General features: G+C 62.5%; 19 protein-coding genes. 13 read left to right on the top strand and 6 right to left on the bottom strand.

From position 1 onward, the window contains the following. The first annotated feature begins 15 nt into the window (after nt 1-15). Genes NKI72_RS22595 through NKI72_RS22585 form a run of 3 tightly spaced genes read left to right on the top strand, consistent with a single transcriptional unit; the run spans nt 16 to nt 4,834 of the window. Entirely contained in the window at nt 16-153 is a 138-nt protein-coding gene (locus NKI72_RS22595) for a hypothetical protein (protein ID WP_352850948.1), read from the top strand. Next, nucleotides 150-3,584: an SbcC/MukB-like Walker B domain-containing protein gene (locus NKI72_RS22590; RefSeq protein ID WP_352834339.1), complete on the top strand. Its 3,435-nt coding sequence runs from the start codon at nt 150-152 to the stop codon at nt 3,582-3,584. The genes NKI72_RS22595 and NKI72_RS22590 overlap by 4 nt, the downstream gene beginning before the upstream one ends. Continuing rightward, nucleotides 3,581-4,834 (top strand): Wadjet anti-phage system protein JetD domain-containing protein, encoded by a 1,254-nt coding sequence (locus NKI72_RS22585; RefSeq protein WP_352834342.1) that lies wholly within the window; start codon nt 3,581-3,583, stop codon nt 4,832-4,834. The genes NKI72_RS22590 and NKI72_RS22585 overlap by 4 nt, the downstream gene beginning before the upstream one ends. Nucleotides 4,835-5,111: 277 nt before the next feature. On the opposite strand, the gene NKI72_RS22580 is transcribed toward NKI72_RS22585, so the two are convergent. Then, nucleotides 5,112-6,161: a LacI family transcriptional regulator gene (locus NKI72_RS22580; protein ID WP_352767839.1), complete on the bottom strand. Its 1,050-nt coding sequence runs from the start codon at nt 6,159-6,161 to the stop codon at nt 5,112-5,114. Between the two features lie 393 nt (nt 6,162-6,554). Between NKI72_RS22580 and NKI72_RS22575 the strand changes: the two genes are divergently transcribed. The 7 genes from NKI72_RS22575 to mgrA all read left to right on the top strand — a co-directional run bounded on the left by NKI72_RS22575 (nt 6,555) and on the right by mgrA (nt 14,015). Continuing rightward, the gene (locus tag NKI72_RS22575) at nt 6,555-7,793 is read left to right on the top strand and encodes an ABC transporter substrate-binding protein (protein WP_352448364.1); all 1,239 of its coding nucleotides are present in this window, start codon (nt 6,555-6,557) and stop codon (nt 7,791-7,793) included. A gap of 107 nt (nt 7,794-7,900) precedes the next feature. Continuing rightward, the gene (locus NKI72_RS22570) at nt 7,901-8,794 is read left to right on the top strand and encodes a carbohydrate ABC transporter permease (protein ID WP_352474879.1); all 894 of its coding nucleotides are present in this window, start codon (nt 7,901-7,903) and stop codon (nt 8,792-8,794) included. Next, entirely contained in the window at nt 8,787-9,716 is a 930-nt protein-coding gene (locus NKI72_RS22565; RefSeq protein ID WP_023675222.1) for a carbohydrate ABC transporter permease, read from the top strand. The genes NKI72_RS22570 and NKI72_RS22565 overlap by 8 nt, the downstream gene beginning before the upstream one ends. Before the next feature lie 5 nt (nt 9,717-9,721). Beyond that, on the top strand, nt 9,722-10,834 hold the full coding sequence (locus NKI72_RS22560; protein WP_352834346.1) for an ABC transporter ATP-binding protein: 1,113 nt from the start codon (nt 9,722-9,724) through the stop codon (nt 10,832-10,834). An 87-nt stretch (nt 10,835-10,921) separates the two neighbouring features. Next, nucleotides 10,922-11,668, top strand: coding sequence for a sugar phosphate isomerase/epimerase family protein (locus tag NKI72_RS22555; protein WP_352850947.1), 747 nt, complete (start codon nt 10,922-10,924; stop codon nt 11,666-11,668). 12 nt (nt 11,669-11,680) lie between these two features. Then, nucleotides 11,681-12,829: a Gfo/Idh/MocA family protein gene (locus tag NKI72_RS22550; RefSeq protein ID WP_352834348.1), complete on the top strand. Its 1,149-nt coding sequence runs from the start codon at nt 11,681-11,683 to the stop codon at nt 12,827-12,829. A 139-nt stretch (nt 12,830-12,968) separates the two neighbouring features. Beyond that, complete coding sequence (gene mgrA / locus NKI72_RS22545) at nt 12,969-14,015, top strand: L-glyceraldehyde 3-phosphate reductase (RefSeq protein WP_352834351.1); 1,047 nt, start codon at nt 12,969-12,971, stop codon at nt 14,013-14,015. An 82-nt stretch (nt 14,016-14,097) separates the two neighbouring features. Here the strand turns inward: mgrA and NKI72_RS22540 are convergent, their stop codons facing one another. Further along, the gene (locus NKI72_RS22540) at nt 14,098-14,394 is read right to left on the bottom strand and encodes a DUF2934 domain-containing protein (protein WP_352502631.1); all 297 of its coding nucleotides are present in this window, start codon (nt 14,392-14,394) and stop codon (nt 14,098-14,100) included. Between the two features lie 180 nt (nt 14,395-14,574). Here NKI72_RS22540 and NKI72_RS22535 point away from each other — a divergent pair, with 180 nt between their 5' ends. Continuing rightward, entirely contained in the window at nt 14,575-14,925 is a 351-nt protein-coding gene (locus tag NKI72_RS22535; RefSeq protein ID WP_352502632.1) for a hypothetical protein, read from the top strand. A gap of 91 nt (nt 14,926-15,016) precedes the next feature. Here the strand turns inward: NKI72_RS22535 and NKI72_RS22530 are convergent, their stop codons facing one another. Next, a complete protein-coding gene (locus NKI72_RS22530) occupies nt 15,017-16,105 on the bottom strand; it encodes a S1 family serine peptidase (protein ID WP_352474873.1) in 1,089 nt (362 codons plus the stop codon). Between the two features lie 390 nt (nt 16,106-16,495). On the opposite strand from NKI72_RS22530, the gene NKI72_RS22525 reads away from it, so the two are divergent. Further along, nucleotides 16,496-17,578 (top strand): trypsin-like serine peptidase, encoded by a 1,083-nt coding sequence (locus tag NKI72_RS22525; protein ID WP_352474872.1) that lies wholly within the window; start codon nt 16,496-16,498, stop codon nt 17,576-17,578. An 84-nt stretch (nt 17,579-17,662) separates the two neighbouring features. Here NKI72_RS22525 and NKI72_RS22520 read toward each other — a convergent pair whose 3' ends face one another. The 3 genes from NKI72_RS22520 to NKI72_RS22510 all read right to left on the bottom strand — a co-directional run bounded on the left by NKI72_RS22520 (nt 17,663) and on the right by NKI72_RS22510 (nt 21,048). Beyond that, on the bottom strand, nt 17,663-18,367 hold the full coding sequence (locus tag NKI72_RS22520; protein WP_352814526.1) for a DUF4760 domain-containing protein: 705 nt from the start codon (nt 18,365-18,367) through the stop codon (nt 17,663-17,665). Continuing rightward, nucleotides 18,364-18,744 (bottom strand): hypothetical protein, encoded by a 381-nt coding sequence (locus NKI72_RS22515; protein WP_352818345.1) that lies wholly within the window; start codon nt 18,742-18,744, stop codon nt 18,364-18,366. Before NKI72_RS22515 ends, NKI72_RS22520 begins: the two co-directional genes overlap by 4 nt. A gap of 102 nt (nt 18,745-18,846) precedes the next feature. Continuing rightward, entirely contained in the window at nt 18,847-21,048 is a 2,202-nt protein-coding gene (locus NKI72_RS22510; RefSeq protein WP_352850946.1) for a caspase family protein, read from the bottom strand. Nucleotides 21,049-21,259: 211 nt separating this feature from the next. Here NKI72_RS22510 and NKI72_RS22505 point away from each other — a divergent pair, with 211 nt between their 5' ends. After that, nucleotides 21,260-21,664, top strand: coding sequence for a Fur family transcriptional regulator (locus NKI72_RS22505; RefSeq protein ID WP_023675234.1), 405 nt, complete (start codon nt 21,260-21,262; stop codon nt 21,662-21,664). The last annotated feature ends 219 nt before the right edge of the window (nt 21,665-21,883 follow it).

The following is a 21,883-nucleotide window of genomic DNA, read 5'->3' as shown; positions in this document are numbered from 1 at the left end:
GCAGACGCGCAGGATATGAATCTCGACATTCGCGCGCTCGTTACGAGCATCGCCGGCGACGACTTCGTCGCGTCGCTCGAGCAGATCCTGTCGCGCCCGACTGCCCCGAACCCGGACGCGGACGATCAGCCCACGGTGGGAGGCGAGGCATGATAGAACTGCGGCGCATCGTCCTCGTTAACTGGCACATGATGGTAAGGGCCGACCTCGATCTGGCCGGCGATGCGGCCATCCTCGGCCAGAACCGATCCGGCAAGTCTACGATCATCGATCTGATACAGGCGATCATGGCGGGCGGTTCGTCTCGTCTGTACCGGTTCAACCGATCGGCGGGCGAGAGCAGCGGCCGTTCAGACCGCACCCTCGGGGGCTACTGCCTCGGCCAACTCAATGAGGACACTTTCCTCAGGAACCAGGCAAGGAGCTACATCGCGCTTGTCTTCGAGGATTCGGAAAGGCGGCGGATGCCTGTGAGCCTCGGGCTGTGTGTTGAGGCCGCACGCGGACAACAGACAGAGGTAGTGGGACGGTTTGTAGCCGAGGGGATCAGCGTCGACACCTCGATGCTGCTGGATATCGGCCAAGACGGATCCCGGCCAACCGTCTGGCCCGTAGTCCGCCGTCGACTCGATCAGGCCTGCGGCGAAGCGGGCGGTCAGTTGCACACGCCGGACGATGCCAAGACATTCATCCGTGAGTACATGCGCGCGTTGTTCACGGGGCGCCGGGCGTCAGATCCCGAGCGGTTCGTTCGCACTTTCGTGGCCGCGCTCTCCTTCACAGACATCTCGTCTGTCGAACAGTTCGTGCACCGCTATCTGCTCGAGCCCAAGCCGATCGACATCGCCGAGCTACGCGATTCTATCCGCCGCTACCGTGAGATCCAAAAGACCATTGCCGACCTCAACCGAAGACTAGAAGCACTTCGCGCAATCCGCGCCCAAATAGTGGAGTTCGACCGACTTCTCGCCGAGGAGCTCACCTGCCGCGCGATCGAGAAGACCGCCATGCTGATCGAAGGATTCGCCAGGCTGTTGACGAACATCCGTGAACAAAAGTCGAAGTCGCACGAGTTGCATGTAGTCATGGAGGAGTTCGCGCGGGTGGAGGAGGAGATTGAGCGCGAGACCGAGGTGCTCGCGTCCGTTCAGCGACAGCTTGCCGCGACCGGCGCGCAGGGACAGCGCGCCATCGTCGAACAGGAGATTAGGGGGCTGGAGCGAGACCGTGCTGACATCATGGAGCGTCTGTCAGCTCGACACCTCCGCGCTGCGCGCGCGATCCAGCTCCTGGGGCTGCGCGACAAGCTGAGCGTCATAAACCCGGGCGAACTGCTCCGCGCGCTCGAACGCGTCGAGGAGGACAGCCGCGGGCTCGCACCGCCCGATTGGCCACGCGATCCGGCGAAGATGGATGAGCTGCTGGACGCGGTTTCTGAAGCGGCGATCGCCCGGACAGAAAAGGCGACCGACCAGCGAGACGACGCCATCGTATGGGTCAAGCAGCTTGAGGCCGAGACAGCCGAGGACAGCAAACAGCTCGCCAACGCCAAACGGGGACAGATTACCCTTAGCACCGCAACGTCGAAACTTATGGAGGCTCTGCGCCGCGAAGGCATGAAGCCGCGCACACTCTGCGAGGTCGCCGAGGTAATCGACGAACGTTGGCGCAATGCACTTGAGGCGCTACTCACCCGCGACCGCGAGGCCATAATTGTCGATCCGGAGCACGCCTACCGTGCAACCGAGATCCTGCGGCATGGACGGGACACCTATCCGGGATGCCGCGTAGCCAACACCCGCAAGCTGCAGTCGAGGCCGACCGTGGCCGAGGGCGGCACACTAGCTTCGATGATCGGCAGTGACGACAAGCTGGCCATGGCGTTCGTAGTCTTCAGAATAGGCAATGTACGACTTGCGGAGAACCAAGATGAGCTTCTATCCAGCGGCCGCGCCGTTATGGCTGACGGTGCATATTACGACGGCCTGATTACCGAGATACGCCGGCCGGATGGCCTCAAGATTGGGCGGGCTGCGGCACCACTAATGGAGTCCACACTACGGGAGCGGATAGAACAGCGGGCGCAGCTTTTGAGGATTCATCTTGAGAAGAAGCGCTTCTTCGAGGACACGATCCGACGCCTCGAAGATTGCAGTAGACCGGTCGGCGAAAAGGACAAGTTCGAAGCGCTCGCATTCGCACAGGGGGATTTGGCCGACAGGCTGGCCGATGCGCGGCGACGACTTGATCGGATATCGGCCCAGGTCGACCCTGAACTACTTGACGCAGAGAAGCGGTCGCAGACCTTGTTGAGCAGTCTCAGGGCAGATCGCGATGAACTAATCGACAATCGCGCGTCGCTCAGATCGAAGATTGAGGAGGTCAAGACAAGACTAGGCGCGGGCGAGCAGAGTGTCGGCTCTTATCTGTGCCTCGGCCATCGCCGTCGACAATTCCGTAGTGTCGTGACCTCCGCGGCACAAATTCGATCGCTCCGCGAGCGATATAAAGGCCATCCCGCTAGAAACCCGGCTCGGATTGCTTCCGATATGGAGAAGGCAGCGGACGACGCGAAGCAGGGATATCGGGAGCTCGGTCACGAGATCAGGGCGGCTCTAGGAAGGTATGCGATTGACTTCCCCGACGCACTCGAGGGCTACGCGGACGTGCCGATCATCGGCACGGTGAAGCCATGGGTGTCGACTGGCATAGCGATGCTCGAAGGAAATGAGCTCATTCGGTACCGCGAGCAAGCGGACGAGGCGGCAGATCGGATTTCGCGTCTCTTCAAGACGACCTTCATTCATGAGCTGAACAGCCGTTTCGGGCAGCTTCATTCAGAGATGGAGAAGCTATCAGCGGCGCTCCGTACACGTCCCCTTCACGGCGAGATCTATCGTTTGGCGGAGCTCGTCAAACCGGAGTTCGACGACCTCTATCATCTCGCCAAGGACAGCGAGACCGACGAGCGCGTGCTCGATGCCCTGTTCGACCGGGCCGCGCCTCGCGACGAGCGGCACGCGCGAGCGCTGAGACAGATAGAGCAGCTCCTCGCCGACGAATCCTTCGACTTTACAGTCTTTCAAGATTACCGCAGCTATTTCACCTATGATCTCAGGATGCGCGACGTCGCGACCGGACGGACAACGAGCTTCGACCGCCGACGCGGCGTGGCCAGCGGTGCTGAACGCCAGGTGCCATTCTACGTCGTCATCGGAGCGGCCCTCGCCAGCTCCTATCACGGCGTCCGCCAGGCGACTTCTCCAAGTGATCTCGGAATGGGCCTTGCCGTATTCGACGAGGCCTTCAGCAAGATGGATGGCCCCAACCAGCGGACACTGCTGGACTTCTACCGCGCGATCGGCCTCCAGGTAGTCATCGCCGCGCCGACCGAGAAACGTGCGGTCGTCTACGAGAATCTAAACTATATCATCGACGTATTCCGCGGCGGTGACATTTCCCTGGCCGAATCCATCCAAATCAAGGACCGTGTCCGCGAGGAGATGCGCGCTGCCAATCCGCAGCACGCGACGGATGAAGAACTCGCGGAACGCCTCGGCCTCAAGGCGAGCGCCGCCGAATGAGCCGGCACGGGTATTCCACCATCAGTTCACTCGTCGACGATCTGCTGACGCGGCACGAACGCAATCCGGCCGCGAGAAACCTGATTGCCTCGATCGATAATGACGGGTTCGCCAACATGGACCGGCGGGACACCTTCGACGAGGAACTCGCAGCGCTGGAGCGAGCAGGCGGGATCGAGCGGGTCCAAACCGGTCCAAAGACGGAACGTCGGGTAACAGGTGCAAGGCTGAAGGATGCCGGGGTACTCTACCGGAAGCTCCAACGGCGGCCGGCTAGCGAGCTAGCATACCAAGCCGCTGCAGAACTCCGGTCGCAACCGGGGCTACCGGTCGGCGCCGCCAGCTTAATCGATGACGCCGTCGCGGCCTGGACGCGGGGCGTGTCCCACATCGGAGTCCGGAATGGGGACGGGCGAACGCTTGCAAACGTGATCGGCCTCGCCATCGCAGTACGCAGTCGCATGTCGGGCGATCCGCAGGAGGAGCAGGACTTCCGGACGTTCTCGCGGCTGACGGTCGGCGACAGTAAGGCGCTGGAGAGGAATGTCCGGCAAGTCGCCGCAGCAATGGCGAAGATCTTCGCGAGCATGGACGAGCAGACTCGGCTCGATCCGGAGGAGCTGCTTGCCAGCGCCGGTATCAGGCGCTTGCCGCAACCAACCCTCATGCACGGTGACGTATCTCTGGACGGGCGGTCGTTTCCGGCGATTCCCTATGTCGGAATACCGACCGACTGCGTTGGCGGAATCAGTCTCCTGACGAAGCCCGACTACGTCCTGACGATCGAGAACTTCACGTCATTCGTCCGGCACATCCGGGAGGTCGCACGGTCCGAACGGGCCCTCGTCATCTATTCCGGTGGCTTCCCCTCGCGGCCGACGCTCGCGACAATCACAAGACTGGCGGCCCAGGCGCAAGCGCCAACGTTTCACTGGGGAGATATGGACACCGGAGGCATCCGCATATTCCGGCACCTCGAAAGACATCTTGCCGACGTCAACATTCCGCTGCGCCCCCATATGATGGACGCCGATCTGCTCCGCCGCTTCGGGAGACCGACGCGGGGCGTGGCCGGTCCTATCGGCGACATGCACGCGAGCGTGATCGCTGGCTTGGCGGATCTCCTCGCCGCTAGTGGTCTCGTGCACGAGCAAGAGGAACTCGATCCGAGAAGTCCGCTTACGATCACAACTGCTACTCCGGAGCCCGGAAAAACTTCTGACGCTTTGGGTGGAGGAACTCCGCGATAGGCTGGAACTGCCGAACGGCGGTTCTTCGGCAAAGTGCCGACAAATCTCAGGTGGCGGAATGGACGATCTCTCATGACAACGCCCTCGGCATTCCGCAATCTGGCATATGCTTGATTACAATGTTCTTGATTTGTTCTTCACGTAGCCCTACCAGTTTTCTACGTCCGCTAATCGCGATTTGGATGCCCGGAACCGCCAGTCGGCAATCGGCCCCAAGGTTGCCAGCCAGCAGCGCGCATTGGAGCCGGAGCCCAGTTCAATTTGAACGTATCCCGCTCTAGTCGGGGCGGCGATAGGCCTGCACTTCGCCCGGCTCGCTCAGGCTCTGCAGGGTGCCGGGTGCGGCGCCGCCGATCCAGCCCAGCACCGAGCGGGCGAGTTCGGCGCCGGCCAGCCGGAAGTTCTCGTTGACGACCAGCAATTCGCTGCGAAACAGGTGCAGAAGCTCCGACGATTGTTTGGACACCACATCGACATCGCGGCCAAGCTTGAGGCCGGCGTCTTCGATGCCGGCGACGATGGCGAGCGTCGCGGCGGCGGCGCTGCTGATGAAACCGTCCGGGCGGCTTTCGCGGCGCATCAGCTGCGCGGTCCGCATTCTGATCTGCTCGATCGAATGATCGATCGAAACGGTGTTGAACGGAATCTCGCTGGCGCCGACCTCGCTCAGCGCATCGGCAAAGCCTGCGAGCGTGTGGCCGTGATAGGTCAGCTCGACCGGCGGCGCCAACAGAGCCAGGCGGCGACGGCCGAGGCCGGCAAGATGGCGCACTGCCTCGGCTGCGAAAGCGTAATTGTCGAAATCATGGTAGGGATGGATCAGCCCCATATCGGTGCGGCCATGCGTGGCAAAGGGGATGCCGCGCTCCAGCATATAACGGGCCCTCGGATCGTTCGGCTGCGTGCGCGAAATGATGACGCCGTCGGCTGAACCGGTTTCCACGAGGTAACGGATCGGGTCGAGCGGATCCTGCGAGCGCGAATAGGGCGTCACGATCAAATGATAGGGCGTGTCGGCGATGACTTCCGAAACGCCGTAGATGATATCCGAGACAAAGCTCATGATCTCGTGCTCGGTGTTGAGCACCAGGCTGATGACATTGGTCTTGCCGGTGCGCAGGCGGACGCCGGCACGGTTGGGCCGATAACCGATCTGCTTGGCGACAAGCTGGACGCGCCGCCTGGTCTCGGCGCCGATCTCGGGCGCATCCTTTAGCGCGCGCGACACGGTGGTGACGCCCAGCCCGGTCATGAAGGCGAGCGTCTTCAGTGTCGGCCGGCCCGGGCCCGACGCTTCGTCGGCCTTCTCTTTTTGATGCCTGTTCATTCATCCCGCCCCGTCAGGCGCATAGCAGTTGCCGGGCAGGCCGGCAATCGGCGGGCCGCGGGTACGCCGCGGGCCTTCACCGAATGAGACCGCTATATACTGAAACGTTACAGATTGTCACTGCCGTGGCGATATCACTGGTGACAGGCGCAAAACGAGCGGCACTCCGGTCGGCGCAAAAAGAGCGACAGAAGGGGCTTTTCCGATTTTTTGGCGTCGCAGCATTCCATTTTGCATTGCAACCCCTCTTGTTGCGATGCGGTAGGCCGACGAGCCGCGCGATTTTATTCGCGCTTCGAAAAAACTTGATGCCACCTTCGCCCGAGGGGTTGCGCGCCTCAAGCAATTGCCGTATCGAAAATCTGTAACGTTTCAGATTCTGGGAGGAACGAAATGCGATACCAACTCATGACTGCTGCGCTGGCTGCGACGGTCGCGCTGCAATTTGCCGGCCCGGCGGCCGCGACGGATCTGGAAGTCACCCATTGGTGGACCTCCGGCGGCGAGGCGGCGGCGGTCGCCGAACTCGCCAAGGCTTTCGACGCAACCGGCAATCACTGGGTTGACGGCGCCATCGCCGGCTCCGGCGGCACGGCGCGGCCGATCATGATCAGCCGCATCACCGGCGGCGACCCGATGGGCGCGACCCAGTTCAATCACGGCCGGCAGGCGGAAGAATTGGTGCAGGCCGGGCTGATGCGCGACCTTACCGATCTCGCCACCAAGGAAAAGTGGACGGAAATCGTGCAGCCGAAGAGCCTGCTCGACGGCTGTACCCTCGACGGCAAGATCTATTGCGTGCCCGTCAATATCCACTCCTGGCAGTGGCTGTGGCTGTCGAACGCGGCCTTCAAAAAGGCCGGCGTGCCGGTGCCGAAGAACTGGAATGAATATGTCGCTGCGGCGCCCGCGCTTGAAAAAGCAGGCATCCAGCCGCTCGCGGTCGGCGGCCAGCCCTGGCAGGCCTCCGGCGCTTTCGACGTGCTGCTTGCGGCGGTCGGCGGCACCGACGCCTTCCTCAAGGTCTACAAGGACAAGGACGCGGAATTCGCCGCCGGGCCCGAGGTCGCCAAGGTCTTCAAGGCCGCGGACGATGCCCGCAAGATGGCCAAGAACACCAATGTGCAGGACTGGAACCAGGCCACCAATCTGGTCATCACCGGCAAGGCGGGCGGCCAGATCATGGGTGACTGGGCGCAGGGCGAGTTCCAGGTTGCCGGTCAGGTCGCCGGCAAGGACTATACTTGCCTTCCGGGCCTCGGTCTCAACGAGATGATCGCCACCGGCGGCGACGCTTTCTACTTCCCGCTGCTGAAGGATCCCGAAAAATCGAAGGCACAGGAAGTGCTGGCCCACACGCTGCTCGATCCCAAGACGCAGGTCGCCTTCAATCTCAAGAAAGGTTCGCTGCCGGTACGCGGCGACGTCGACCTCAAGGCGGCGAACGACTGCATGAAGAAGGGGCTCGAAATTCTCGCCAAGGGCAATGTCATGCCCTGGACCGACCAGCTGCTTTCGCAGGATACCCAGAAGCAGAAGGAGGATCTTTTCTCCGAGTTCTTCGCCAAGCAGGACATGACCGTGGAAGATGCGCAGAAGCGCTTCGCCGCCATTGTCGGTTCGGCCGATTGAGCGATCGACCGACCGCCTCACTCCCGCCCCTGCAAACGCAGGGTCGGGAGCTCGGGTCAAGGCCTCTTGACCCTCCGGCCCTTACCCGATCCAAAGCGGCTGTGCAGATGAGCAAGAGCGAACGCCCTAGCCAACTCTTTCGCAACCTCAATGCGAAGATCGCCTCGATCCCAATGATCCTCACAGCGCTGGTGATCTTTGTCGGCGGCAGCGCGTGGACGGTGCTTTATTCCTTCACCAGTTCGAAGCTCCTGCCACGGCTGAATTTCGTCGGGCTCGACCAGTACTACCGGCTGTGGTCGGTGCCGCGCTGGCTGGTCTCGATCGAGAACCTGCTGATCTACGGCGTGCTGTCGCTGCTGTTCTCGCTGGTGATCGGCTTCCTGCTTGCCGCCCTGCTCGACCAGAAGATCCGGTTCGAGGACACGTTCCGGACCATTTTCCTCTATCCCTTCGCCCTCTCCTTCATCGTCACCGGCCTCGTCTGGCAGTGGTTGCTCAACCCCGAGTTCGGTGTCCAGGGAGTGGTGCGCAGCCTCGGCTGGACGAGCTTCAGCTTCAATCCGCTCTATGATTCCAGCATCGTCATCTACGGCATATTGATCGCCGCTCTCTGGCAGGGCACCGGGCTCATCATGTGCCTGATGCTGGCCGGCCTGCGCGGCATCGACGAGGACATCTGGAAGGCAGCGCGGGTCGACGGGATACCGACCTGGAAGACCTATCTGTTCATCATCATACCGATGATGCGGCCGGTCTTCATCACCACGCTGGTCATCATCGCTGCCGGTATCGTCAAGATCTATGACTTGGTTGTCGCCCAGACCAGCGGCGGGCCCGGCATCGCCTCCGAAGTCCCGGCCAAATATGTCTATGACTACATGTTCTTCGCCCAGAACCTCGGTCAGGGGTTCGCCGCCTCGACCATGATGCTGCTGTCGGTGATCATCGTCATCGTGCCGTGGGCCTATCTCGAGTTTGGAGGCAAGAAGCGTGTCTGACCATACCGTTTCATTGCCGGCCGGCCCCGGCACGCTCGAAGCGTACGGGCCGAGCGGGCCGAAGCCGCGGCATATGTTCTCGCGCCGCAACATCTTCCTCTACGGCACGCTCATCGTGGTGGCGCTCTACTATCTTTTGCCGCTCTATGTGATGGTGGTGACGTCGCTCAAAGGCATGCCCGAGATACGCCTCGGCAACATCTTCTCGCCGCCGATGGAGATCACCTTCGAGCCATGGGTCAAGGCCTGGTCGAGCGCCTGCACCGGGCTCAACTGCGACGGGCTGTCGCGTGGCTTCTGGAATTCCGTGCGCATCACGATCCCGTCGGTGATCCTGTCGATCGCGCTCGCCTCAGTGAACGGCTATGCGCTTGCCAACTGGCGCTTCAAAGGTGCCGACACCTTCTTCATCATCCTGATCGTCGGCGCCTTCATCCCCTATCAGGTGATGATCTATCCGATCGTCATCATCCTGCGCGAAGTCGGCCTCTACGGCAGCCTCAGCGGCCTGGTGATCGTCCATTCCATCTTCGGCATGCCGATCCTCACACTGTTGTTCCGCAACTACTTTACCTCCATGCCGGAGGAGCTGTTCCGGGCAGCGCGTGTCGATGGCGCCGGCTTCTGGGGCATTTATTTCCGCATCATGCTGCCGATGTCGCTGCCGATCTTCGTCGTCGCCATCATCCTGCAGGTGACCGGCATCTGGAACGACTTCCTGTTCGGCGTCGTCTACACCCGCCCCGACACCTATCCGATGACGGTGCAGCTCAACAACATCGTCAACTCGGTGCAAGGCGTGAAGGAATACAACGTCAACATGGCAGCCACCATCCTGACCGGCCTGGTGCCGCTGATCGTCTATTTCCTGTCCGGAAAATTGTTTGTGCGCGGCATCGCCGCCGGCGCGGTGAAAGGATGATGGCGATGAACGCAAACGGCAGCATTGCGGCAAACGGCACCAGCGTCTCGATCCAGAACCTGTCGCTGAATTTCGGTGCGATATCGGTGCTGCAGACGCTCAACCTCGATGTTGCCGAAGGCGAATTCATCGTGCTGCTCGGCCCGTCCGGCTGCGGCAAGTCGACCTTGCTAAACTGCATTGCCGGGCTGCTCGACGTTTCCGAAGGCCGCATCTTCATCAAGGGCAAGAACGTCACCTGGGAAGAGCCCAAGGATCGCGGGATCGGCATGGTGTTCCAGTCCTACGCGCTCTATCCGCAGATGACGGTGGAGAAGAACCTGTCGTTCGGGCTGCGCGTTGCCGGCCTCGCCAAGGAAGAGATCGCCAAGCGCATCGCCCGGGCCGCCGAGATCCTGCAGATCGAACCGCTTTTGCATCGCAAGCCGGCGGCGCTGTCCGGCGGCCAGCGCCAGCGCGTGGCGATCGGGCGCGCACTTGTGCGTGACGTCGATGTCTTTCTGTTCGACGAACCGCTCTCCAATCTCGACGCCAAGCTGCGCGCGGAATTGCGCGTCGAAATCAAGCTGCTGCATCGCAAGCTCGAGAACACCATGATCTATGTCACCCACGACCAGATCGAGGCGATGACGCTGGCCGACCGTATCGCGGTGATGAAGGGCGGCGTCATCCAGCAGCTCGATGCGCCGCAGACCATCTATAACCGGCCGGTCAACCGGTTTGTCGCCGGCTTCCTCGGCTCGCCGGCAATGAACTTCCTCGACGGCAGACTGGAGCAAGCGGCAGGCGACTGGCACTTCGTCGCCGAGGATGTGCGGATACCGCTTGCCACCTATGCTTTCGAGAAGGACCCGGTGCCAGGGCCGGCCGTGTTCGGCATCCGCCCCGAGCACGTGGCGTTCAACAGCGGCACGGGATGGCCGTTCGCAGCCACGGCAAATGTCGAGGTCGTCGAGCCCATGGGTTCCGACACGCTGGTCTGGCTGAAGCTCGCCGGCCAGAATTTCACGGTGCGGGTGACGGCCGAGCGCACGCCAAACAACGCCGAGGCGGTCGGCATCGGTTTTGACCCGATGCGCGCCTCGCTTTTCGACGCCGCCACAGGTAACCGCCTCTAGAGCATGATTTAGCCTCCCAAGACTCTTCCACTCCCGCAAGACTCATCCCCCCAAAACTAACCATCCACAAGAAAACGGACAGAGACGATGAACTGGTCATTCCAACTTTACAGCGCCCGCAATTTCCAGCCCTGGGAGGGCGTGCTCAAGATGCTGGGGGAGCTTGGTTACAGCCAAGTCGAAGGGTTCGGCGGCGTCTATGACGATCCCAAGGCGTTCCGTGCCGAGCTCGACAAGAACGGGCTCGCCATGCCGACCGGGCATTTCTCGATCGACGCGCTCGAGAAGGATTTCGACGGCGTGCGCAGGACGGCCGACGCGCTCGGCATCACGCTGCTCATCTGCCCGTTCCTGAACGCCGAGTTCAGGCCGGCCGACACAGCCGGCTGGCGCGGTTTCGGCGAACGCCTGGCCAAGGTCGGCGAGACGGCCAGGAAAGCCGGCTATGGCTTTGCCTGGCACAACCATGATTTCGAGTTCAAGGCGCTTGCCGACGGCTCGGTGCCGCAGGACCATATCCTGTCCTCCGCGCCCGACATCGGCTGGGAGATGGACGTCGCCTGGGTGGTGCGCGGCGGCGTCGATCCGCTGCCCTGGATCGAGAAGCACGGCAAGCGCATCGTCGCCGTCCATGTCAAGGACTTGGCCAAGCCGGGCGAGGGCCTCGACGAGGACGGCTGGTCCGACGTCGGCCACGGCACCATCGACTGGCCCGGCCTGATCAAGGCGCTACGCGCCAAAAGCGCCGCAAAATACTACGTCATGGAACAGGACAATCCCAACGATATCGAGCGCTTCGCCCGCCGCTCGACCGCAGCCGCCAAGACCTATTAGGAGCACATCAGCATGGCAACAAAACTTGGCATCGGCGTCATCGGCTGCGGCAACATCTCGAAGGCGTATTTCTCGCTGGCGCCGCTGTTTCGCGGCATCGAGATGCGCGCCTGCGCCGACATCAACATGGAAGCGGCGAAAGCGCGGGCAAAAGAGTTCAAGCTGCGCGCCGAGACCGTCGAGGGGCTGCTCAAGGCCGACGATATCGACATCATCGTCAACCTGACCATTCCGGCGGTGCATTACGAGGTGTCGAAGCAGATCCTCGACGCCGGCAAGCACGTCTATTCGGAGAAGCCCTTCGTGCTGTCGGTCAAGGAAGGGCTCGACCTGAAAAAACGGGCGGAAAGCAAGGGGCTGCGCATCGGTTCGGCGCCCGACACCTTCCTCGGCGGCGCGCACCAGCTTGTCCGCGACCTGATCGACACCGGCAGGCTCGGCAGGATCACCAGCGGCACCTGTCATGTGATGAGCCATGGCATGGAGCATTGGCACCCCAATCCGGACTTCTTCTTCCAGCCGGGCGCCGGGCCGGTGCTCGATATCGGACCGTATTACATCACCAACCTGATCCAGCTGATCGGGCCGGTGAAGCAGGTCGCCGCCTTCGCTTCGATCCCGATGACGGAACGCATCATCAGCTCGAAGCCGCGCGCCGGCGAAAAGATCCCGGTCTCCACGCCGACGACGATCCATGGCGTGCTGGAATTCGAGAACGGTGCCGTGGTGACGCTCAACACCAGCTGGGACGTCTGGAGCCACGGCCACGCGCCGATGGAACTCTATGGCGAGGCGGGCACGGTGTTCGTGCCGGATCCGAATTTCTTCGGCGGCGACGTGCGTTTCACCGAGGCCGCCAAGCCGGTGAAGAAGCTGCCGAAATGGCCGCATCCGTTCGGCGTGCCCAACGAGATGCATTCGCAAGGCATGATGGCCAACTACCGCACCGCCGGTTTGGCCGACATGGCGATCGCGATCAGGGAAGGTCGGCCGCACCGCTGCTCGATGGAACTGGCGCTGCATGCCGTCGACGTCATGACCGGACTGTTGCGTTCGGGCGAGACCGGAAAGTTCGTCGCCATGCAGACCAGCTGCGAGCGGCCCGCGGCACTCGGCGTCAAGGCGGCGAAGGAGCTGCTGGCGAAGAAGAAAACCAAGTAGGCGGCGCGCCTCCCAAGCACCGCAAAAAGCCTCTCCCCGTTTGCGCGGGGAGAGGCTAAGGGTGAGGCTGGAGCCGACTTGCCCGTCATCGCGTCGGCAGCCGTCGGGCGCGTTTCGATATGAGATATGAGGATTTCCCATGCCCTATGTCCCCGCCGAGAACCGCTACAAAAAGATGGTCTACAATCGCTGCGGGCGGTCCGGCCTGAAGCTGCCGGCGATCTCGCTTGGGCTGTGGCACAATTTCGGCGACGACACGCCGCATAGAACCAAGCAGGCGATCGCGCGCAGGGCGTTCGATCTCGGCATCACGCATTTCGATCTCGCCAACAATTACGGCCCGCCGCCCGGCTCGGCGGAGCGGGCGTTTGGTGAGATCCTGCGGACGGACTTTGCCGGTTATCGCGACGAGCTGATCATTTCGACCAAGGCCGGCTACGAAATGTGGGCAGGGCCTTATGGCGAGTGGGGCGGCCGCAAATATGTGCTGGCCAGCCTCGACCAGAGCCTGAACCGGATGGGGCTCGACTATGTCGACATCTTCTATTCGCACCGCTTCGACCCCGACACCCCGCTGGAGGAAACGATGGGCGCGCTCGATCACGCGGTGCGCTCGGGCAAGGCGCTCTATGCCGGCATTTCCTCCTATAATTCGCAGCGCACCCGCGAGGCCGCCGACATATTGAAGCAGCTCGGCACGCCTTGCGTGATCCATCAGCCGAGCTATTCGATGCTCAACCGCTGGGTCGAGGATGATGGCCTGCTCGATACGCTGGAGGGGCTTGGTGTCGGCTCGATCGTGTTCTCGCCGCTGGCGCAAGGCATGCTGACCGACAAATATCTCGGCGGCATCCCCGATGGCAGCCGCGCCAGCCAGGGCAAGTCGCTGCGCCCGGCATTCATCAACGACAAGTCGATCGCCAATATCGAGGCGCTGAACGTCATCGCCCGTCGCCGCGGCCAGACGCTGGCGCAGATGGCGCTGGCCTGGGTGCTGCGCAGAGGCAGGGTGACGTCGGCGCTGATCGGCGCCAGCCGGCCGGAACAGGTCGAGGATTGCGTCGGCGCGCTGAAGGCGCTCGACTTCAGCGATGCCGAGCTCGCCGAGATCGACAGCTTTGCCCGCGAGTCGGACATCAATCTCTGGGCGGCATCGGCCGAGCGCAAGGGGCCGCCGAGGAAGTAGGCGACGACGGTCTGCGGTCCGGTTTCATCGAAAAGACGCGGCAGCGCGAACTGGTAGCTGTCTTCGACACGGTGGCCAGCGGCTAACTTTCGGCTGCCTTGAGGTTCCGCGCGGCTTGCTCGAGCGTCGCCCTGTCGTTGCCCAGCCTGTCGATCAGCTCTTGCGCCTGATCACCGGTTATCCCGGTGCGCATCGCCAGTGCCTCGACCGTCAGAACGTCGGAGCTGGCGATCGTTCCCGCCGGACCGTCCGCGTCGTCGAGGCCAAGCTCTTGCTTCGCCTGCTGCCAATGACGCTCATGCGCGCCATCCGGGCGGCCCTCGCGCATCCAGATTTCATAGGCTCGCTGCCGAATCTTTTCATGCCGGTCATTGTCCATGACGGTTCCTCCCTTGTGGCGTTTTCACCAACGCGGGGAGCGCCGGAACGATCCTATGTTCAAGCCGATTTTGCAGGCAGAGCCGCGCTTCCAACGAACAAACACCGGACAGAATCGTTTTGCGGAGGAACCTGCACAGCGGGCACGCCGTTGATCCTCACCTGAGCAAAGGAGATTACCATGGCCGACGAACCAAACGAATCCGCAGCACCCAAGATGACTCAACGCGAAGCTCAGGAAGCCCTGGAGAAGCAGGTCGCGCAGCTGAGGCGCGAGATCAGCAAGATCAATCGGACCTTGGCCGAACGCGCGGAAGAGGCGATCGAAGACGCCGGCGGCTGGTATGACAACGCTGCCGAGCGCGCCTCTCGGACAGCACAAGCCCTGCGCAACAGGGCGCAGACGGTGTCGGGGGTGGTCCAGGAGAATCCCGGCACAATATCGTCGGCATTCATCCTCGGAGCGGCCGTAGGAGCGCTACTCGGCCTCACCCTGGCCGCCACAGATCAGCGCCGCGATCGCTGGTTCTAGTCCCGACCCCAGGTTTTTGGGACAGAACCGGGTTTTGGGACAGAAACAGAGGGACTGCTCCCGCTGTTCATTGGTTCAGCAATGACACCGGTCAGGGCGTGGCGGGCTTCTGCGCCGTGCCGAGGGCTTTGGGCGCTGCGGGCGCCGCCGTCTTCATCTTCTCCTCGATCCAGCCGGTGTAATTGGCCAGCCGCGTGTAGATGCCGTAGGCGTTCTTGTGGCCGCAGGCGGTACCGCCGTCGGCCGGACCTTCGCCCCAGCTGACGACACCGACCTGCACCGGACCATCGGCGCCGGTCACGAACAGCGGTCCGCCGCTGTCGCCATTGCAGGCGTCGCGCTCGCCGCTGGCCGTGCCAGCGCAGATCATGTTGCCGGTCAGCGGATCGGCCATATCGGCCGCAATCGCGTTGGCGGCCGCCTCGATGCCCCTTTCCGAATAACGCATGCGGCGGGCGAGTTCGCCGAGCGCTGCCTTCAAATCATGCGCATAAATCGCCTTGATGCCGCTGTTGCAGGTTGCGTTCGGCTGGAGGTCCAGGTCGGCGACCATCAGTGCGGTGGGAAACGTTCCGTCCTGCATCTTGCCCCAGCCGGTGACCGTCGTCTTGCCGGCGTCTGGTGTCGGCTCACGGGCAATTTTGATGGTCGGGGCATCGGCCGGCGCGGCCAGCCGGATCAAGCCGAGATCGTTGTCCAGCGTCTGCTCGCTGTAGCCCTCGTTGACGATGATCTCCACCGCCTTGTAGCGCTTGCCCTCGCTCAGATCGGTGGCGCCGGTGAGCACGGTGACCACATCAGGCGAAATCGGCTCGCCGTCGTCATTGAGGCAGTGCGCCGCCGTCAGCACCCATTGCGGCGCGATCAGGCTGCCGCCGCAGAACTGCGCATTCGCCTGCGAGGCCGGGCTTTTGTCCAGTTTGCCGGTGGTCAGCAATGCCACCTGGAACGGGTAAGCGCCCTTCTCGGCCTCTTTGCCGCCGTAGACGCGATCGGCGCCGTCGGGGTTCTCCGCCCTGGCCTTGGCCCTGGCCTCGGCCACGCGTTTCATCGGCGAGATCGCCGCCTCCGGCCGAGCGGCCGCGTCCGTGGCATGAACGGATTTGACGGCCGGCAAGGCCGCCGCGATGCCGAGCAGCGCGGCGGCGGCAATCGGTCTGAACCTATGGATGATCTTCACCTCGAACCCCCTGAGACGATGTTCCCGACAGGTCAGTCGCCGACGCATGGTCCACTGAAATGGAACCGGCCGGTGAGATCATGCTCCACGGCGAAGCACGATCCGTCACAAAGCCGAGCACCATTTCTGCTAGTCGTGCTGTCGAGCCGACCCGCCCAAAATCCTATAGCCCCCCACGGGCTATGTGGAAGCAATTTGTCGTTGCCAATGTTGGATTATTTTAGGCAGTATACCGTTGCAGGCATTTTTGGCGGGGACCTAAACTGGCTGCACTGAATAATGGCCCGGTAAAGGCACCGGTAACCAATTTCATTTTTTTGCGCCACCACGATCTCGACAATATTTCTGTATCTTGATCCAGTCCTTGCTGACTTTTGGGAGAGTCTCACCATGACAAAACTGACACATAGCATTATTGCGTCCGCGTTGCTTTCCACCGCAATGTGGGCGGTTCCTGCCTTGGCTGCCGATCCAGGTTCCGCCAATGCCGGCAACGGCGAAAGCATGCGGGATGTAACATCGGGCGATTACAAGCCCGGCCGGGCGAAACCAATCGCCCCGCCGAAACTGACCGACGACGAGGCCAACCGCGCCGCGCCGCTCACCGACGAAGCAACGGCCGTCAAATCCTATGGCATCGTCGGCCGCTCCGCCGATGGCAAGGACATCAAGATTGACCCGAACGAGACGCTGAAGGACCTTGTCATCAAGGACATGAACGCGCCCGCCGACGGGCAGAAGTCCGACAATTCCGGACTGAGCGGAGGCGAAGAGGCTGGCCGTCAGGTGTTCGGCACGGACGACCGCGAGCAGATCAAGAATACCAAAACCTACCCGTTCACCGCGATCGGCTATCTCGAAGGCAAATCGAAGAGCGGCAGCTATGGCAGCTGCTCGGCGACGCTGATCGGCCCGCGCACGGTGCTCACCGCGGCGCACTGCCTCTACAGCCACGAGGACAAGGCCTGGCTCGACGATATCCTGTTCGTGCCGGCTCTCAACGGCAAGACTGCCGACGACGCGCCGTTCGGCGCCTTCACCTATGAAAGCGCTTATGTCATCCAGGGCTTCATCGACAATTACCAGGGCTTTTACGGCTCGGTCGTGCCGTGGGATCTCGGCATCGTCACCCTGAAGCAGGATGTCGGCACCAACCTCGGCTGGCTCGGCTATGCCAATTATGACGACCTCGGCGATTTCACCGCCAACATCATCGGCTATCCCGGCGACAAGCCGATGGGCACGATGTGGAAGGCGACCTGCGAAGTGCACGCCGAAAACATCGCCACCGAGTATTTCCAGTACGACTGCGACACCTATCCCGGGTCGAGCGGCAGCTCGGTCTATGCCTATGACAATGGCTCCAAGCAGCGCGTCATCACCGGCGTGAACGTGGCCGAGAGCCCGGATGCCAATACCGCCGTGCGTCTGAACGCCATCAACGTCCAGTGGATCAACAGCCTGTACAAATAGGCCTGCAGAGTTTCCGCCGCGATCGTCGCGGAAAACCGGCCGGCGGCGGAGCATTTCCGTCGCCGGCTTTCGCATTTTCGGGAATTATCTGGACTGGGCCGAGGGTGGCGCCTGGCGCACATAGTTCTCGATCGGCTGGGCGAAAGTCGGTGAACCGGCCTTGCGCTCCTTATCGATATAGCCGGCAAAATAGCTCCAGAAGGAAGCGGCATAGTCGCGGAAATAGGAGTCGGCGACGTCGCGCGAGCACAGCCTGCCTTCGACGCAGAAGGAAAGGCGGTTGAGGAAATAGACGACGCGGTCGAAATTGTCGCTGAAGTCGGCAAGCGGCATGTCGCCGCCGGTAGCGCTCATCGCTTCGATGCCGATGCGCTGTCTGAACACCTGTTCCTCGGTCGGCGTCGGATTGGCACTGAGCAGATTGCCGTATTTGGCGTTGAGCGCCGCCAGGCGTTGCTTGAGGGCCCGTTGCGCCTGCTGGTAATCCTTGCTTTCCCAGAGCTCGACCAGCGACATCGTCTGCTCGACGCGCTTCTGCTCCTGGTTCGCCAGGAACTGGTAGACCGAAAAGATCAAGGTGAAGATGATCGCCAGGCGCACCAGCAATCCGGACCAGGCATAGACGAGCATGCGCCAGTCGCGATCGGTGAATGGGTTCGCCTCCTTCTTGACCTCGTGATTGCTCACCCACGGCAGGCCTTCGACGGTTTCCGGCAGCGACACCGGCTTCTTTTGCGGTACCGGCGCCGTCACTGCCTGCTGCGTTGCGTTGCCCCCCGCTTTCGTCATCCGCAGCTGTCCAATTCTATGGTGGCGGACGGGTCGAGCACGATGCCCGGGGTCTCCAGCTTCTTCTTCAGGCAATCCAGCTGCGTGCGCGAAACGATGAACTGCAGGTCAGGCTCCACCTGCGCCTTGCCCGGCGACGGCAACGGCTCGACCACGCCGCGCGAGGCGCAGCTGCTGAGATCGACGACAACGGCGGTGTTGCCGGTTTTGGCGATCCGGTCGTACTGGTCGAGAAAGCAGCTCGCCAGTTCGGAATTGATGACGACCTCCTTGGCGCAGAGGCCGCAAGCCTCGTCCGCCGAAGCATTGGCGGCCAGCAACAGCTCGGCGACAAGGCCGGCGGTTGTTGCGCGCCACGAAAATACGATCCTGTTCACGAACGCCCTCACCCGTTCCGTTCGGCCGCCGACAGCGGTGGTCGAAGAATGTTCATTATCAGCCGATTAGGCAAGAGGCCCGGCCGGGCACCTGACCGCGCCTCAGGCGCGCGGCACGGTCTCCATCGGAAAAATCATCACGGCGCCCTTCGACCCCTTGTCGTCGGTCAGCCGCATGGCCGACCGTGTCGCCGGCGCCATGCCGATATCGGCCAGCATGTCGGCGAAGCTTGGCTGTCCCAGTCCGCGCGTTACCGAGACAACGCCCTCTTGCGCCAGGAAGCTCAGATCCTGCTTCTCGCTCTGCGGCGGTGCTTCGGTCAAGACGGCGATCATCCGCTCCATGCCGAAGCCGGTGTCGGTGAATTTGAACAGGCCTTCCTCGAGCACGGCGCCTTCGGTCAGGCGCTCGGCAAGAAAATGCTGGATGGAATAGTCGGAGCCGACGTAGAGCACGTTGATGTCGACCAGGTTGGTCGAACCGTTCCTGGCCAGTACGTGGACCTGATCGTCGGGCGAAACACGCGGCACAGTCGACGCTTCGATCGGCTGCAGCGTGTCGCTGTCAAAACGCTTGATCCGGAACTCGACGCTGACCTCTTCCGGCCGATAATCGGAGGCGGCGGCCAGCCTCGACAGGCCAATGGCGCGGAAGATTTTCGTCAGATTCCCTGCGGCGGCCTCGATCAACTTTTCGCGGCCGTCCGGATGAATGACGATCAACGGCGGCTTGCTGCCGCCCTTGAGCGTCATGTCGCCCGAAGCCGGCAGGAACCACAGCGCCGGCGCGTCGGTGGCATCTTCTGCGGCGCCGGCAATGGCGTTCTCGCGCAGCACTGCGAGACGCAGATCTGCGCTCTTGCCCGGCTCGACCAGCGCGATGTGAAACCCTGAGCTCTTCCTGGCCGCCAGTTCGTCGAGAACCGAGTTCGCCAGCGCGGCCTCTTTCTCGAGGCCTTTGGCCGCAGCCGGCCGCGCGACCACGAGCTTGTAGTCGACGGCGAGCTCGGCCAGCCGTGCATAGGCATTGGCGGGGATATCGGCCAGCTTGAGCGCCGGCTTGCCGCCGAACTCGACCGGCTTGACCCGGCTTTCCAGGTTTTTCGCCGACTGAACCTGGAGATAGCCAAGCGCCTCGGACAGCGGCGACAGCGCCGACGGCAATATTGCGAGCCTGCTGCCGGGGGTGAGGCGTTGCAGCAACCCGGCGCTGATCGTGGCTTTGTCGTTCTCGATGACGATCGGCCATTGCATGACCGCGTCTGTCTTGTCGGTGCCGAAGACGCGTGCGTCGAGTTCCCCTTCGAACAGCGGCGTCGGCCGGGTGCGGCCGTCCGCCGAATATTGCTGCAGCACGGCCTGGCCGAGCTGGCGATAGGTGATGTTGGGGTTCTCGGCCAGTTTCGACAGGATGGTGAAGGTGAACAGGCCGAAACGCGGTGCATCGGCCGTGCCCTTGGGCAGCGGCATCTCGGGCGTCGTCTCCACCGTCTGCGCCGCGTAGAAGGCGACCAATTTGCCCTTGGTGGTCGGCTCGGCGCCGGTCGGCGTCAGCTTGAAGGCCGGCTTGCGCTGCCCGTCGTCGTCAAAGCCGCGCGGCGCGGCCGACGCAATCTCGTCATAGGCTCTCACCGCAGCCGCCCTGGCAGCGTCGTCGCCGCCGACCAGATCGGCGAACTCGACCTTGCGTTCCAGCTCGTCGTCGCCCTCGGCGGCGCGCGTCGCCGTGCCGGAATGGCAGCAGTCGAACACGGCCCAGACAAAGGCGCCCTTGTCGCGGATAACGTCGAGCGCGGTGCCGATCTCGTTGTCGACCAGCGCATTGGGCACGCCCTTTTCGCGGTTGACCCATTTGTCGATGTCGGACGGCAAGAAAATCTCGTCGAGGCCGTCCGTCTCGTCGCCCTTGTTCGCTGCCGGCTGCTGCGCGCCGTGACCGGACAAATGCAGGTAGACGAAATCGTCGCGCTGGACCTTGGCGGCAAGATCGGCCAACGCCGCCTTGATCGCCGCATGTGTCGGCGGTCCGTTGGCGCCTTCGACATCCTTGGCGAGCAGCGTGATGTTTTCGGCCAGGAATTTTACCGGCGCGGGCGTGTTCCCCAGGAGGTAATCGCGCACCAGGCCGGCATCGTTTTTCGGTCCGATCAGCCAGTTTTTCTTCGGCAGGTTCGGGTAATCGGTGCAGGCAACAAGCAGCGCATGGTAGGTGCGCGCCGCTGCGAATGCCCGAAACGGTACCAGGCCGGCAGCGGCCAGCGCGGACGTGCCGGCAAGCAGCGTCCGCCGCGTCACTTTGATCATGATTGCTTCCCCAAGCCCGATCGAATTTCCAAGCACGGCCAGCCTGGCCGAGGATTTTGTCAGTATTTTGAATATGGCGTCGCCGGCCAGCCGACCACCGGCTGCGAATACAAACAGTAGCAAAAAAGGCAGTTCGTCGCTATCTCAGTGGCAGAGGCCGGTTTGTATGCCTAATGGCAGCGATCGGCACGGAGCGGCTTGGAACGGGATCATGGCGGCAAGGGATGTACTGACGAAGAACCAGCTTTGCGTGCTCGAGAAACTCGAGGCCGCCAGCGGCCCGCTCAGCGCCTATACGTTGCTCGACCAATTGCGCGAGCGCGGTTTTCGCGCGCCGCTGCAGGTCTACCGGGCGCTCGACACGCTGGTGAAGTCCGGCTTCGTGCACAGACTCGAAAGCCTCAATTCCTTCGTCGCCTGTGCCGAGCCGCACGACCACAGCCATTCGATGACGGCGTTTGCTATCTGCGACACCTGCGGCCAGGTGACCGAGTTCTCCGACCATGATGTCGGCCACCGGCTCGACGAATGGGTACGCTCGACCGGCTTCGCCGCCAAGAAGGCGGTGATCGAGTTTCGTGGGACATGTGCGAAGTGTTTGGCCGAGGCGGCTTGAGGGGCCTGCCAATGGTTCCGCTGCGGGGCTTGAACTATCGCAATCTTTTGAGATTGGCTGATACCCACCAAGCTTCGTCATCCCAGGGCGGGAGCAGGAGCGAAGCGACGTCGCGGAGACCCTGGGATCCATATGTGGACGGCGCCCTGCCTGCAACGGTTGTTTTGCGTCGTTTTCGATCGCTTGCGTCCATATGTCCGGCCTTTGAGCACGGTCCTT

It is taken from the genome of Mesorhizobium sp. M0437 (genome assembly GCF_040321335.1).
In the GTDB taxonomy this organism is placed as follows: domain Bacteria; phylum Pseudomonadota; class Alphaproteobacteria; order Rhizobiales; family Rhizobiaceae; genus Mesorhizobium.
Note: the sequence above shows the minus strand (reverse complement) of the source record. Positions and strands in the feature narration are given on the sequence as shown.

Coding starts and splice junctions, on each gene's coding strand:
- NKI72_RS22595 (WP_352850948.1), top strand. CDS start 16: ATGAATCTCGACATTCGCGCGCTCGTTACGAGCATCGCCGGCGACGAC.
- NKI72_RS22590 (WP_352834339.1), top strand. CDS start 150: ATGATAGAACTGCGGCGCATCGTCCTCGTTAACTGGCACATGATGGTA.
- NKI72_RS22585 (WP_352834342.1), top strand. CDS start 3,581: ATGAGCCGGCACGGGTATTCCACCATCAGTTCACTCGTCGACGATCTG.
- NKI72_RS22580 (WP_352767839.1), bottom strand. CDS start 6,161: ATGAACAGGCATCAAAAAGAGAAGGCCGACGAAGCGTCGGGCCCGGGC.
- NKI72_RS22575 (WP_352448364.1), top strand. CDS start 6,555: ATGCGATACCAACTCATGACTGCTGCGCTGGCTGCGACGGTCGCGCTG.
- NKI72_RS22570 (WP_352474879.1), top strand. CDS start 7,901: ATGAGCAAGAGCGAACGCCCTAGCCAACTCTTTCGCAACCTCAATGCG.
- NKI72_RS22560 (WP_352834346.1), top strand. CDS start 9,722: ATGAACGCAAACGGCAGCATTGCGGCAAACGGCACCAGCGTCTCGATC.
- NKI72_RS22555 (WP_352850947.1), top strand. CDS start 10,922: ATGAACTGGTCATTCCAACTTTACAGCGCCCGCAATTTCCAGCCCTGG.
- NKI72_RS22550 (WP_352834348.1), top strand. CDS start 11,681: ATGGCAACAAAACTTGGCATCGGCGTCATCGGCTGCGGCAACATCTCG.
- mgrA (WP_352834351.1), top strand. CDS start 12,969: ATGCCCTATGTCCCCGCCGAGAACCGCTACAAAAAGATGGTCTACAAT.
- NKI72_RS22540 (WP_352502631.1), bottom strand. CDS start 14,394: ATGGACAATGACCGGCATGAAAAGATTCGGCAGCGAGCCTATGAAATC.
- NKI72_RS22535 (WP_352502632.1), top strand. CDS start 14,575: ATGGCCGACGAACCAAACGAATCCGCAGCACCCAAGATGACTCAACGC.
- NKI72_RS22525 (WP_352474872.1), top strand. CDS start 16,496: ATGACAAAACTGACACATAGCATTATTGCGTCCGCGTTGCTTTCCACC.
- NKI72_RS22520 (WP_352814526.1), bottom strand. CDS start 18,367: ATGACGAAAGCGGGGGGCAACGCAACGCAGCAGGCAGTGACGGCGCCG.
- NKI72_RS22510 (WP_352850946.1), bottom strand. CDS start 21,048: ATGATCAAAGTGACGCGGCGGACGCTGCTTGCCGGCACGTCCGCGCTG.
- NKI72_RS22505 (WP_023675234.1), top strand. CDS start 21,260: ATGGCGGCAAGGGATGTACTGACGAAGAACCAGCTTTGCGTGCTCGAG.